We start from the raw sequence: 13,047 nt of genomic DNA on the forward strand, positions 1-13,047 counted from the left end.
GCCTCACTCCAGCTCGATGGCCTCCAGCCGCAGCAGCACGCGCGCCTCTTCGCCGAACAGCAGCAGTTGCCGCCCTTCCTGGCGGTAGGTCCGGACTTCGCCCAGCGCGTGCAGGAAAAGGCCCTCCAGGGTGGCCGTCTGCAGGCACAGCTGCAGCGTCGTAGTGATCTGCGTCATGCGCAGGCGCACGCCATCGACCGCGTAGCTCGCCAAAAAGCGGTTGCAGCCCCCTGCCCCGCGCGCTTGTCCCCCTTCGCTGTCCAGCACCAGATGCGGCTCGGACGCTCCAGCGGGGGCAGGCGGCACGGCCGTGTCATCGATTTCCACCAACCGCCAGTAGGTCTGTCGCAGCGGCACCTCGGCCTGCACGGTCGCCTTGTCCAAAGGCAGGCGGTGCAGCTCGACATCCACGCGCCGATAGGCCGGGTCCGGCGGCAACGGATGGGTGCCATCGGAGGCGAAGCGCACGTGGCCTTGCAGGGACAGCGAGGCACGAACCCGGTAGCGGCCCGGCAGCAGCGGCTGCGTGAGCGCGGACCGGAAAGGAATCCGCAACTGGTACGGCGGCGGCCCCGGCAGCTCGATGCGCTGGCGCCCGAGCACCGTGGGTGGCGCATCGGGCCGCGAGACGTCGAGCAGCGCCGCCTCGAACACGGCCGGCTCGTCGGGCGGCACGTAAAGGCGCTCACGCGAGAACACCGTGCCGATGACCATGGCATCGGGCGGGGGCGATGTGGCGCAGCCCGCCAGGGCGAGAACCAGCACCGAGGCCACGGCCAGCGCCGCCGCACGGGCCCGTTCAGCACCCATGGGCCGGGCGGCTTCGGTGGCTGGGGCGCAGATCAGCTCAGCACCACGCTGGACAGGCGGCGACGGTAGGTGGCGACCGTCGGGTCTTCCGGCGGAATCTGGCCCTCGGCCACCTTCACCCGGGGCGGCTCGATGATCTCGAGCACGGCCACGTAGGTCTTGCGCGCGGCCTCGTCGCTCCAGGCCTTGTCGCGCATGAGGATTTCCAGCAGTTCGTCCATGGCCTCGGTCCAGCGCTGGTGCGCGATGAACCAGCGCGCACGGCCGAAGCGGGCGTCGAAATCGCGGCGGTTGGCCGCGATCCTGGCATCGAAATCGGCCAATGCCGACGGGCCGTTCGCCTCCCTGGCCACGAAATCGATCGCGTCCATCCAGGCCTTGAGCGCGCCCAGCTTGCGCGATGCCGGGGCCTTGGCGATCACGGGGGCGAAGGCGACCTTGGCGTCGTCCTCGCGGCCCAGCTGCAGCAGCAGCTTCACGTAGTCGAAGCGGGCGTCGTCGTTGGCGGGGTCGGTGGCGACGGCGTGCTGCAGCTTTTCCAGCGCGGTGTCGGTGTCGCCGTCGGCCAGCGCGTCCTGCGCCAGCTCTTCTTCCTGCTCGGCCAGGGCCGCTTCAGCGGTGGGCACGTGCTTGTCGAGGAAGGCCCGCACCTGGCCCTCGGGCTGGGCGCCCATGAAGCCATCGACGGGCTGGCCGTTCATCAGCAGCACGCAGGTGGGAATGCTGCGGATGCCGAACATGCCGGCGATCTGTTGCTCCTGGTCGGAGTCGATCTTCACGAGCTTGAAGCGGCCCTCATATTCGGTCTCCAGCTTCTCCAGGATGGGCCCGAGCGACTTGCACGGGCCGCACCAGGGCGCCCAGAAGTCCACCAGCACGGGCACGTCCATCGAGGCGGCGATGACTTCGGTTTCAAAATTTTCTACGGTGACGTCGATCATGTGTTCAGGCCCGGTGGGTGCGCTCGGCACACAAAAAGTAAAATCGCGGGTTCCACTTCGGCGGGCGGCCGGTTCGGCCAGCGCCCCACTCACATGAAACCCATCCAGATCGGTGTGGTCATGGGCTCCAGCAGCGACTGGGAGACCATGCAGCACGCAGTGCAGATTCTCCAGCAATTCGGCATCGCCCACGAAGCCCGCGTGGTCTCGGCCCACCGCATGCCGGACGACATGTTCGCCTATGCAGAGGCAGCGGCCGGCGCGGGGCTCAAGGCCATCATCGCAGGTGCGGGGGGCGCGGCCCACCTGCCGGGCATGATCGCCGCCAAGACCACGGTGCCGGTGCTCGGCGTGCCGGTGGCCAGCCGCCACCTGCAGGGCGTCGATTCGCTGCACAGCATCGTGCAGATGCCCAAGGGCATTCCGGTGGCGACGTTCGCCATCGGCACGGCGGGTGCGGCCAATGCGGCGCTGTTCGCCGTGGCCCTGCTGGCCACCGAGGACCCCGCCCTGCGCGAGCGGCTCGAGGCCTTCCGCGCCGAGCAGACCGCCGCGGCGCGCGCCATGGCCCTGCCGCCGGTGTCCGCATGAGCGCGCAGCCGAGGCCCCCGCTGCTGCCCGGCAGCACGCTCGGCGTGGTCGGCGGCGGCCAGCTCGGCCGCATGTTCGTGCACGCGGCGCAGGCCATGGGCTACTTCACGGCCGTGCTGGATGCCGACGCCGACAGCCCCGCCGGCTTGGTGAGCCACCACCACATCCGCACCGCCTACGAGGACCCGGACGGCCTTGCCCGGCTGGCCGGCCTGTGCGATGCCATCACGACCGAATTCGAGAACGTGCCGGCCCAGGCGCTGCGCACGCTGGGCGCCGAGCGCCCGGTGGCGCCGGCCGCGAGCGCCGTGGCCATCGCGCAGGACCGCGCCCAGGAGAAGGCCCATTTCGTGCGCTGCGGCGTGCCCTGCGCGCCCTACGCGGTGATCGAAACCGCCGCCGATCTGGCGGCCGTGGCGCCCGATCTTCTGCCCGGCATCCTGAAGACGGCGCGCATGGGCTACGACGGCAAGGGCCAGTCCCGCGTGAAGACGCCGGCCGAACTCGCCGCCGCGTGGCAGGCCATGGGCGGCGTGCCCTGCGTGCTGGAAAAGATGCTGCCCCTGGCCCTCGAATGCTCGGTGATCGTGGCGCGCGGCGCCGACGGCACCTGCGTGCACCTGCCCGTGCAGCGCAACCTGCACCGGGACGGCATTCTGGCGGTCACCGAGGTTTACGAGGGTAATGTGCCTCATGCCCTAGTGGAACATGCCGTCGATGATTCTAAATCGATAGCAAACGGCCTGGACTACGTGGGTGTGCTGTGCGTGGAGTTCTTCGTGCTCGACGGCGGCGAGCTGGTGGTCAACGAGATCGCCCCGCGCCCGCACAACAGCGGCCACTACAGCCAGAACGCGTGCGACGTCTCGCAGTTCGAGCTGCAGGTGCGCGCCATGGCCGGCCTGCCGCTCATGCAGCCGCGCCAGCACAGCCCCGCCGTCATGCTCAACCTGCTGGGCGACCTGTGGTTCACGCACGGCCCGCAGGCCCGCACGCCCGCCTGGGACGCGGTGCTGGCGCTGCCGGGCACGCACCTGCACCTGTACGGCAAGGCCGACGCCAAGCCTGGCCGCAAGATGGGCCACCTGAACGTGACGGCCCCGACCGCCGAGGCCGCGCGCGCCACGGCGCTGCAGGCGGCGGCGCTGCTGGGCATCGAAGCCTTCTGAACCCGGGGCCCGCACGCGAAATGATCCTTGACGGCCAACGCCCCGAATCCATCGCCGCCGCCGCGCGCGCCCTGCGCACGGGCGCGCTGCTGGGCCTGCCCACCGAGACGGTGTACGGCCTGGCCGCCGACGCGGCCAGCGATGCCGCTGTGGCGCAGATCTTCGCCGCCAAGGGCCGGCCGAGCGACCATCCGCTGATCGTGCACGTGGCCGATGCCGGCGGCATTGCCCACTTCGCCAGCGAAGTGCCGGCGTTCGCGCAGGCGCTGGTCGATGCGTTCTGGCCCGGCCCGCTCACCCTCATCCTGCCGCGCCGGCCCGGCGTGGCCACCGCCGCCACGGGCGGCCAGGACAGCGTGGGCCTGCGCTGCCCCGCCCACCCCGTCGCCCAGGCCGTGCTGCGCGCCGGCGCATCGGACGACCCGGCGCTGGAGGGCCGCCCCGTGTGGGGCGTGGCCGCGCCCAGCGCCAACCGCTTCGGCCGCGTGAGCCCCACCACCGCCCTGCACGTGCAGGACGAGCTGGGCGAGGCGCTGTTGGTGCTGGACGGCGGGCCCTGCGGCGTGGGCATCGAATCGACCATCGTCGATTGCACGCGCGGCGTGCCGGTGCTGCTGCGGCCCGGCGCCATCACCCGCGCGCAGATCGCCCAGGCATGCGGCCTGGCGCCGCTGTCGAAGGACGACCTGCCCGCGCACACCCCGCGCGCGTCGGGCACGCTGGAGGCCCACTACGCACCGGCCGCCAAGGTGCGGCTGATGGAGGCCAAGGCGCTGCAAACCGGGCTGGACCTGCTGGGCGCCGATGCCGCGCACCTGGCCGTCTACGCGCGCAGCCCGCTGCGCTCGCGCTCGGCCAAAGTGCAGGTGCGGCGCATGCCTGACGATGCCACGGCCACCGCCCAGCAGCTCTTTGCCGTGCTGCGCGCCTTCGACGACGACGGCGTGAAGCTGATCTGGATCGAAGCCCCGCCCGCCACCCCCGAATGGGAAGGCGTGCGCGACCGCCTGCAGCGTGCCGCGGCCGCATAAACCGGATCGAATGTCCCGCGGCACGCCCTGTTGCAGGCCGTGCCGCGCCAGTCGTTAAACTCTCGCCACATTTTCTGGAGAAAAACCCATGGCAGCAAATTGGATGCGCCGCACCCTCGTGGTCGCCGCTTGTGCAACGGCCACGTTGCTCGCGGCTTGCGGTTCGAGCACAACCGAGTCGGCCATCACGCCCGACCGGTTCATCACGTTCGGTGACGGCTTCACCGACATCGGCCAGAACGGGGCCCGCTACACGGTCAACGACGGCAGCATCAACAACTGGGCCCAGCAGATCGCCAACAACTACGGCAAGAGCTTCACCGCCGCCGCAGCGGGCGGCACGGGCTACGCGCAGGGCAATGCCCGCGTGACGGCCACCACCGACGCCGCCGGCCGGACCACCACCCCGTCCGTCACCCAGCAGATCGACACCTTCCTGTCCAAGGGCGGCTTCGCCGAGAACGACCTGGTGCTGATCAACGGCGGCATCAGCGACGTGATCGCCGGCATGGCTGCGGTGAACGCGGGCACGCAGACCAGCGCGCAGTTCCTCACCAACGCAGCCACGGCCGGCAAGGAACTGGCCGCGCAGGTGCGCCGCCTGTCCAACGCCGGTGCCAAGCACGTGGTGGTGACCGGCACCTACGACCTGGGCAAGAGCCCCTGGGCCGTGGGCATCAACCAGACCACGCTGCTGAGCAACGCCAGCACGCAGTTCAACCAGGCCCTGCTGGTGAACATCGAAGACCTGGGCACCACGGTGCTGTATGTCGATCTGGCCTACTACGGCAACGTGTTCGTGGGCTCGCCTTCGGGCTACGGCTTCACCGACAAGGACAACGCCGTCTGCACCTCGGTGGACCCCAACAACGGCATCGGCATCGGCGCAGGCCAGGTCAACTCGCTGCTGTGCAACGCCTCCACGCTGCTGACCGGCGCCGCCCAGGACAAGTACGTGTTCGCCGACCGCGTTTACTTCACGCCTTCGGCCCAGCGCCAGTTCGGCACCTACGCGTACGACCGCCTGCGCGCCCGCTGGTAAGCGCCTTGCAGCCCACGCGAAAAAGCCGACCCTCGGGTCGGCTTTTTTGATGGTGCCGCGGGCTCCGTGCGGCACGGGCCCGGCGGGGGGCCTCAAAACCGGTAGCCGATCCCGACCGCGAACACGTTGGGGTTGAGCTTGATGTCGATGTTCTGCCCGCTCGACAGGCGCGTGGTGGTCTTGAGGAAGCCTTTGTAATAGGCCGCGTCCAGGAACCAGCGCTCGTTGAACTGCCATACGAAGCCGACCTGCGCGGTGACGCCCCACTTGTCGTCGATCGACGCGGTGGTGGGATTGGCCGGCGTGCCGCCCGTCAGCCCGTTCAGCGTGGCGGTGGTGCGCTCCTTGAAGAACTTGGCATAGGTCACGCCCAGCCCGACATACGGCCGGAAGGCCGCGTTGGCCTCCTGGAAACGGTATTGCGCGAACACCGTGGCGGGCACCACCTTGGTCTCGCCCACCTTGCCCACGCCGCCAATGGCGCCGTCACCGTAGAACGAGTGCTTGAACGGCAGGCCGATGGGCACGTCCACCGCCCAGTGGTCGGTCAGCATGTAGTTCAGGCCGCCGGTCAGCGCCGTGGCGGAATGCACGTCCACGCGGGTGCCGGGAAAGCTCGGCGCGCTCAGGTTGCCGCTTTTGACTTGGGGCGAGATTTGGGTCACGCCGGCGCGCAGGCTCAACGTGCCGGCGACTTGTGCGCTGGCCGTGCCGCAGACGGCGGCCGCGGCGATCGCCACGCAGGCCCAGGAAAATGGCTTCATGAAAACTCCTCGATGGGGATGGGGCCTGGGCAATCAGAGCCAACCGGCGGTGGACAGGGAACGCGACACCAGTTGGGCGACCAGTTGGTGGCCATACGGCGTGGGGTGGAAGCTGTCGGCAAAGCCGTAGGACTTCCACCAGTCGGCACCGCCCGTGGCGCCTGCAGGGGGCGTGCGGGCCGACAGGGCGGCCGACGTGCAGGTCGGGAAGGAGTAGGTCGGCAGGCCATCGCTGCCCACGCCGGTGGCCGGGCAGGCAGCGGTCGAGACGTTGGTCAGCTGGTACTGGGCCGGGTTGGTGGCCTGGTCCTTGAACGAGCTGTAGAAGTCCACCAGGGCCAGGCGGCTGTCGGTCCCCAGGCTGGTGGCCAGGCGGGCGTTGTAGGCCTGGATCCAGCCGTCGAAGAGGGCTTCGGCCTGGGCGGCGGCGGCCGCGCCGTTGGCGGCCGCGATGGAAGCCACCACCAGGCGGAACCGCGGGGTGAGGGTGATGCCCGGGGCGTTGAGCACCGCGACGCGCTTGGCGCCCTTGTCCAGCGTGTTGGTCTTGATGGTGGCCGCGAAACGCGTGGCCAGCGTCTGCATGTACAGCCCACCCACCTGCGCCATGCCGGTCGCGCCGCCGGCCAGGGCGGTGTTCACGGTGTTGGCGTCCAGCAGCGTGCCCAGCACGGCGCGGTAGGTGGCACCGCCGTCGCTCGAGGCGCGCAGGTAGGCGCCGATCAGGTCGGCCGCGTCGTTGGCGCCGCCGTCGATCAGCACCAGGTCGGTGTCGGTGAATCCGGCGGCGCCGGCATCCTGGATCTGCTTGGTGATGGAGACCGGCGAGGTGGGCGCCGTGAAGTTGTTGATGCGCCCGCCGCCCACGGCGTAGTTGGTGCATTCCGCCCGCGTGCCGAACGTGGTGCCGGTCGACTGGTAGTGCGCGCACAGCGTCTGCCCGTAGCTCGTGGCGACGCGCTCGGGCCAGACGGAACTGGAGCCGGCGCCCGTGGCCGCCGTGCCCTGCACGGTGAACTTGAAGCCGAACGTACCGCTGTCGGCCAGGCTGTCGCCCATGACCTTCACGGACTTCACGCTCACGGCGGGCGTCGTGTCCGAGCCGCCGCCCCCGCAGGCCGCCAGCAAAGCGGCTGCCGCCAATGCCGTCACCGCCCAGGAAGCTCTGTTTTTAGTGGTTTTCGAGATCAAGGTGTTCTCCGTCAGGTTGAAAATAGCACGGTCGTGCGTTTTACTGGGACCCATCGTAAACCTGCACCGCCCGGGGCCGGCACAGGGGAACTACCGATAGCCGCGCCGCGCGGGTGCCCGTCCAGGGCGCCTCAGCGGTCATGGGCCACCCAATCGACCAGGGCCTCGATGGCCGGGCGCGCCGCGGCCGCGTTCGGGTGGTTGGCGATGGCCACCATCACGTAGCGGCGGCCGCTGGCGGCGTGCACGTAGCCGGCCATGGCCGAGACGTCGCGCAGGCTGCCGGTCTTGAGGTGGGCCGCGCCCACCGACCGTCCCTGCGCCCGGCGCAGGGTGCCGTCCACGCCGGTGATCGGCAGCGACGACACCAGCTCGGGCATGACGGGCGACAGCCATGCGGCCTGCAGCATGCGCGCCAGGGCCTGGGCGCTGATGCGCGCCTCGCGGCTCAGGCCCGCGCCGTTGTCCAGCACGGGCGCTTCCGTGCCGGGAAAGCGCTGGCGCCACCACTGCCCGACCACGGCGCGCGCGCCGTCGAAGGTGCCGCGGCCGTTCTTTTGCAGCGCCAGCGTGAGGAACACCTGCTGCGTCATCACGTTGTTGCTGTATTTGTTGATGTCGCGCACCACCTCGGCCAGCGTGGGCGAGGACGTGCTGAAGGCCGGGGCCAGGCCGGCGGGCACCCGCCCGTCGCGCACGCTGCCGGTGAGCTTGCCGCCCAGTTCGCGCCACATGCCTTCGATGGCGCGCGCCGCGTAGCCGGCGGGATCGGCCGGCGCCACCGCCCAGGTGCGCTCGCCGCAGGCCGCCGGGTACACGCCCTGGAAGGCGATGCGGGCGGGGTCGGCCAGCTCGGCCTTGAGGGCCGTGCGCCAGTCGCCGCACTCCGCGCCCGCCGCGGCCAGCGGCACGGTGGCCGGCCACTGCACGCCGGCCAGCGGGGGTTCGTACTGCACGCGCCCCAGCCCGGCCGGGCCATCGGGCACGAAGGTCATGGCGATCGACTTGTAGTTGACCAGCAGCGCGTCCGGCGCGGCGTTGTAGGGGCGCAGGGGCTCGCCGTCGAAGCGCGCGGCATCGTGCTCGGGCACGTCGAAGGCGCTGCGGTCCAGCACGATGTCGCCGACGATCACCTGGATGCCCTGCGCCTGCAGACGCCGCATCAGCAGCCACAGGCGCTCCACCACGAGCTTGGGGTCGCCCTGCCCCTTGATGTACACGTTGCCCTGCAGGCTGCCGGACCGCGGCCGGGCGTCCAGGTACACCGGCGTGTCCCAGGTGAAGGCCGGCCCCAGCTGGTCCAGCGCGGCATAGGTGGTGACCAGCTTCATGACCGAGGCGGGATTGACCGGCACCTGCGCGCGGTAGGCGAGCCGGGGCGCCTGCCGGCCCTCCGCATCCACCACCAGCACCGACAGGGCCTCGCGCGGCAGCTTGGCGCGCTGCAGGGCGGCCTCGACCGCGGGCGGCAGGGCGACGGCCTCGGGCATGGCGGGAGACTGGGCCAGGGCCGGCAGCGCCGCCCCCGCGAATGCCACGAGCGTGGCCGCGCGCACGGCCAGACGCCGGCGCCATGAAAAGACTTGCAACATGGCGGACGAGTCTAGCGAGGCACGCCGGGGCCGCCGCCCTGGCGCGCTGCCAGCGGCCGAGGACCGGCCTTCGTCCTACAGATCGATGCGCTCGCGGGGAGGGCCGGCGGCCTTCGGGTTCACCCTAGGATGGCCTCCATCTTGAAGTCCCGGCCTCCGGGGAGAAAGGCAACTGTGAGCACTTGGTACAAATTGGCTCTCGGCAATGACCAGGACGCGTTCGAGCCCGCGCGCCAGATCCAGCAGATCTTCATGGCGAAGTTCCTGATGACGCCTCCCGGCTCGGGACGCGCCCTTTTCTCCAGCTACGACCTCGCCAGCGACAACCTCTGGCTGTATTTTTCGCCCGCGGCGCGCGACATCGCCACCCGCGTGGCCGCCCAGCCGTGCGACAAGCCCGCCCCCGACGCCCCCCTGGGCCTCCTGGCCGGCGAGGGCGATGCCCTGGCCCAGCCGGCGGCGCTGGAAGCCGCGGCCGCCTGACGCCATCACCGCGCGCTGGGGTTGCGCGCGGCGGAGCGGCAGCCGCCGGCCGGGGCGCCGATAATGCGCACCGGCTCCCCAGCACCGGGTGCGGCGCACGGCTGCGGTTTCGCAGACCCGGCGCTTCGGGCGGGCCACCCACCCTCACCCCATGAACCTGCTCGCCTTCGATACCAGTACCGACACCCTGTCCATCGCCGTCCAGCGCGCCGATGCGACCTGGGAGCACAGCGGGCCCGGCGGCGCGCAGGCGTCCGCCACGCTGCTGCCGGCGATCCGGGCGTTGCTGGCCGAGGCCGGCCTGTCGTTCGACACGCTGGATGCCGTGGTCTTCGGGCGCGGCCCGGGCTCGTTCACCGGCCTGCGCACGACGTGCTCCGTGGCGCAGGGACTGGCGTTCGGTGCGGGCGTGCCGGTGCTGCCGATCGACACCCTGCTGGCCGTGGCCGAGGCGGCCCGCCATGCCCACGGCTGCACGCGCGTGGTGGCGGTGCTCGACGCCCGCATGGACGAGGTTTACACCGCGCCCTTCGAATTCCAGGCCGACGGCACTTGGCGCGGGGGCGACGATTTCGGCCTGTGCGCGCCGCAGTCCGTGGCCGTGCCGCCCGGCTACACCGTGGCCGGCAATGCCCGCGCGGCCTATGGCGAGCGGCTTGCACCCGACGCCCCCCACGTGTTCGCCCTGCCGACCGCCCTGGCCCTGCTGCACCTGGCCCCCGCGCGCATCGCTGCGGGGGGCGCGCAACCGGCCAGCGAAGCCCTGCCGCTGTACGTGCGCGATAAAGTGGCGCAAACCACGGCGGAGCGCCTGGCGGCCAGGCAGGCGGCCGCAGCCGCCCTGCCTCCCATTCTGAGTGCCCCATGAGCGCCGTTCCCCACACCCCCGAAGAAGCCCGGTTCGAGCCGCTCACGCTCGCGCGGCTGGATGCGCTGCTGGCGATCGAACAGGTCGCCTACACGCACCCCTGGACGCGCGGCAACTTCATCGATGCCATGGCGGCCGGCTACGAGACCCAGCTGCTGATGGCCGGCGATGAACTGATCGGCTACTTCGTGGCCATGAAAGGCGTGGACGAAGTGCACCTGCTCAACCTGACCGTGGCCCCCGTCCACCAGCGCCAGGGCTGGGCCCGGCTGCTGCTGGATGCGCTGGCCCTGTGGGCGCGCGGCTGCAACGCGCAATGGCTGTGGCTGGAAGTGCGCGTGAGCAATGCGCGGGCGCGGTCGATCTACGAAGCCCGGGGCTTTCGCTTCGTGGGCGAACGCAAGCGCTACTACCCCGCCCACGGCGGAGAGCGCGAGGATGCCGTCGTGATGAGCCTGCCGCTATGAGCCTGGACCTGGACGCACGCCAGCGCGCCATGCTGGCCGAGATGGGCATCACCGTGTGGGCGCCGGCAGCCGCCCCCCCGGCCGTGCCGGAGCCCGTCGTGGCCGCGGCCCCGGCAGCCGAATCCATGGATGCCCCCACCCCCTACGCCGCGCCGGCCGCGCCCCGGATGGCGCCGGCGCCGCAGGCCTCGGCCCCCGCCGTGGCCCGCCCGGCCCCGGTGCCTGCGCCCGTGGCTGTGCCCCCGGCGCGCGACGAGGCCGCGGGCACCGCCGCGGCCCTGCAGGCGCCGCAGCCGCTGTACCCGCAGGCCGACCCGTCGGCCACGCCGGTGGACCTGGGTGCCGGCTGGCTGGTGCTGGCCGAAAGCGCCACGCCCGACGCCCCCCTGACCGGCGACGCCGGCAAGCTGCTGGACAACATGCTGCGCGCCATGCGCCTGCACCGCCATCCCCGGGTGTTCTTCGCCGCCGTGCAGCGCACCGGCGCCGTGGGCCCCGGCGATGCCGGCATCGCGCACGCGCTGCACGAGGCGCTGGCCAGCCTGCGCCCGTCGATGGTGCTGGTGCTCGGCCTGGGTGCGGCCCGCGCCGTGCTGGAGAGCCGCGAACCCCTGGGCCGGCTGCGCGCCGGCCTGCACGCCCTGCCCGGCGGCACGCCGGCCATCGTCACCTACGACCCGGCCTACCTGCTGCGCGCCCCCGAGGCCAAGGCCGCCGCCTGGGCCGACCTGTGCCGCGCCCTCGCCACCGTGCGGGCGGCGGGCAACCCGGCGCCCGAGGCGGACTGACGGAAAACAAAGCCTTCCCGGCACTGCGCGCACGGGCTGTCAGGCCCCGCCGGGCCTCGGCGGGTGTCATGGGATTGACGCAGCGCAATGCCATAATCCGCGGCTTGCATTTTTGGAGATTCCTCCGTGGAAACCTACCCCAGTTGGTAGCTTTCAACTCCCGGCCTGCCGAGGGTTGAAAGCCGCCCCATCCCTCGCAGAAAAAGCCCATCACACACCGGGAGTGAGCCCACATGCTCAACATTTTCACGCTCGCCAACGGCCGGCTCGTCCAGGAAGAAATCGAGTCCCTGGAAGAGCTGGCGCAGTTCCAGCCCATCTGGGTCGACCTGGAGTCGCCCACCCTCGAAGAAAAACGCTGGGTCAAGCAGCACTACGGCCTCTTCATCCCCGAAGACGCCATGGACGAGGACATCGAGGAATCCGCCCGCTTCTATGAAGAAGACAACGGCGAGCTGCACATCCGCAGCGACTTTCTCATCGACGACGAAGACGACCCGCGCTCGGTGCGCGTGGCCTTCATCCTGAACCTCGTCAACGACACGCTCAAGAGCAAGGGCGTGCTCTTTTCCATCCACGACGAAGACGTGCCCGTCTTCCGCCTGCTGCGCATGCGCGCGCGCCGGGCACCGGGCCTGATCGAGGATGCGAAGGAGGTGTTGCTCAAGCTCTTCGACGCCGACGCCGAATACTCCGCCGATACCCTCGAAGGCATCTACGACGACCTGAAGAAGGTCAGCGTGCAGGTGCTGGCCGGCGACGTGACCGATGCCCGCGCCGGCGAGGTGCTGGCCGCCATCGCGCGCCAGGAGGACCTGAACGGCCGCATCCGCCGCAACGTGATGGACACGCGCCGCGCCGTGAGCTTCATGATGCGCAGCAAGATGCTCAACGCCGAGCAGTTCGAGGAGGCGCGCCAGATCCTGCGCGACATCGAGTCGCTCGATAACCACACGGCGTTCCTGTTCGACAAGATCAACTTCCTGATGGACGCCACGGTCGGCTTCATCAACATCAACCAGAACAAGATCATCAAGATCTTCTCGGTCGCCAGCGTCGCTCTGCTGCCGCCGACGCTGATCGCCAGCGTCTACGGCATGAACTTCAAGTTCATGCCCGAGCTGGACTGGTCGCTGGGCTACCCCTACGCGCTGGCGCTGATGGTGGCCAGCGCCCTGGGCCCCATGTGGTACTTCCGAAAGCGCGGCTGGTTGAAGTGACCTTCGGGGCCGCGGCGCGGCCCGTTTTGCGTTAGCGACGAGGCACGGCGGTGCGTGCAGGGCAGGCCCCACAGCACGTGGTTTCCCATC

14 protein-coding genes are annotated in these 13,047 nt (G+C 70.7%); 9 read left to right on the forward strand and 5 right to left on the reverse strand.

The genetic code is table 11. From position 1 onward, the window contains the following. Positions 1-3: 3 nt before the first annotated feature. Complete coding sequence (locus AVKW3434_RS20700; RefSeq protein WP_284407326.1) at positions 4-810, reverse strand: META domain-containing protein; 807 nt, start codon at positions 808-810, stop codon at positions 4-6. A gap of 32 nt (positions 811-842) precedes the next feature. Beyond that, positions 843-1,751 (reverse strand): thioredoxin, encoded by a 909-nt coding sequence (gene trxA / locus AVKW3434_RS20705; protein WP_284401594.1) that lies wholly within the window; start codon positions 1,749-1,751, stop codon positions 843-845. A gap of 93 nt (positions 1,752-1,844) precedes the next feature. Between trxA and purE the strand changes: the two genes are divergently transcribed. From purE to AVKW3434_RS20725, 4 genes are all read left to right on the forward strand, one after another. Beyond that, positions 1,845-2,342, forward strand: coding sequence for a 5-(carboxyamino)imidazole ribonucleotide mutase (purE, locus tag AVKW3434_RS20710; RefSeq protein ID WP_272566742.1), 498 nt, complete (start codon positions 1,845-1,847; stop codon positions 2,340-2,342). Beyond that, positions 2,339-3,511, forward strand: coding sequence for a 5-(carboxyamino)imidazole ribonucleotide synthase (locus tag AVKW3434_RS20715; RefSeq protein WP_284407327.1), 1,173 nt, complete (start codon positions 2,339-2,341; stop codon positions 3,509-3,511). Before purE ends, AVKW3434_RS20715 begins: the two co-directional genes overlap by 4 nt. A gap of 20 nt (positions 3,512-3,531) precedes the next feature. Next, the gene (locus AVKW3434_RS20720) at positions 3,532-4,542 is read left to right on the forward strand and encodes an L-threonylcarbamoyladenylate synthase (protein WP_284407328.1); all 1,011 of its coding nucleotides are present in this window, start codon (positions 3,532-3,534) and stop codon (positions 4,540-4,542) included. Between the two features lie 88 nt (positions 4,543-4,630). Beyond that, positions 4,631-5,584, forward strand: coding sequence for an SGNH/GDSL hydrolase family protein (locus AVKW3434_RS20725; protein ID WP_272566738.1), 954 nt, complete (start codon positions 4,631-4,633; stop codon positions 5,582-5,584). A gap of 92 nt (positions 5,585-5,676) precedes the next feature. Here the strand turns inward: AVKW3434_RS20725 and AVKW3434_RS20730 are convergent, their stop codons facing one another. The 3 genes from AVKW3434_RS20730 to dacB all read right to left on the reverse strand — a co-directional run bounded on the left by AVKW3434_RS20730 (position 5,677) and on the right by dacB (position 9,131). Further along, positions 5,677-6,348: an OmpW/AlkL family protein gene (locus AVKW3434_RS20730; protein ID WP_284407329.1), complete on the reverse strand. Its 672-nt coding sequence runs from the start codon at positions 6,346-6,348 to the stop codon at positions 5,677-5,679. A gap of 33 nt (positions 6,349-6,381) precedes the next feature. Continuing rightward, a complete protein-coding gene (locus AVKW3434_RS20735; RefSeq protein WP_284407330.1) occupies positions 6,382-7,539 on the reverse strand; it encodes an SGNH/GDSL hydrolase family protein in 1,158 nt (385 codons plus the stop codon). A gap of 131 nt (positions 7,540-7,670) precedes the next feature. Then, complete coding sequence (gene dacB / locus AVKW3434_RS20740; protein ID WP_284407331.1) at positions 7,671-9,131, reverse strand: D-alanyl-D-alanine carboxypeptidase/D-alanyl-D-alanine endopeptidase; 1,461 nt, start codon at positions 9,129-9,131, stop codon at positions 7,671-7,673. Positions 9,132-9,323: 192 nt separating this feature from the next. Here dacB and AVKW3434_RS20745 point away from each other — a divergent pair, with 192 nt between their 5' ends. The 5 genes from AVKW3434_RS20745 (at position 9,324) to corA (ending at position 12,957) form a co-directional block, all read left to right on the forward strand. Continuing rightward, on the forward strand, positions 9,324-9,614 hold the full coding sequence (locus AVKW3434_RS20745; RefSeq protein WP_284407332.1) for a hypothetical protein: 291 nt from the start codon (positions 9,324-9,326) through the stop codon (positions 9,612-9,614). A 151-nt stretch (positions 9,615-9,765) separates the two neighbouring features. Continuing rightward, on the forward strand, positions 9,766-10,482 hold the full coding sequence (gene tsaB, locus AVKW3434_RS20750) for a tRNA (adenosine(37)-N6)-threonylcarbamoyltransferase complex dimerization subunit type 1 TsaB (protein ID WP_284407333.1): 717 nt from the start codon (positions 9,766-9,768) through the stop codon (positions 10,480-10,482). Further along, entirely contained in the window at positions 10,479-10,949 is a 471-nt protein-coding gene (gene rimI / locus AVKW3434_RS20755; protein ID WP_284401612.1) for a ribosomal protein S18-alanine N-acetyltransferase, read from the forward strand. The genes tsaB and rimI overlap by 4 nt, the downstream gene beginning before the upstream one ends. After that, positions 10,946-11,737, forward strand: a complete 792-nt coding sequence (locus AVKW3434_RS20760; RefSeq protein ID WP_284407334.1) for a uracil-DNA glycosylase family protein — start codon at positions 10,946-10,948, stop codon at positions 11,735-11,737. The genes rimI and AVKW3434_RS20760 overlap by 4 nt, the downstream gene beginning before the upstream one ends. 233 nt (positions 11,738-11,970) lie before the next feature. Next, positions 11,971-12,957 carry a magnesium/cobalt transporter CorA gene (gene corA / locus AVKW3434_RS20765; protein WP_092742874.1) on the forward strand — a complete coding sequence of 329 codons (987 nt, stop codon included), beginning with the start codon at positions 11,971-11,973 and terminating at the stop codon, positions 12,955-12,957. Positions 12,958-13,047 lie beyond the last annotated feature (90 nt).

The sequence above is a fragment of the Acidovorax sp. SUPP3434 genome (assembly GCF_030159015.1).
Taxonomy (GTDB): domain Bacteria; phylum Pseudomonadota; class Gammaproteobacteria; order Burkholderiales; family Burkholderiaceae_C; genus Paracidovorax.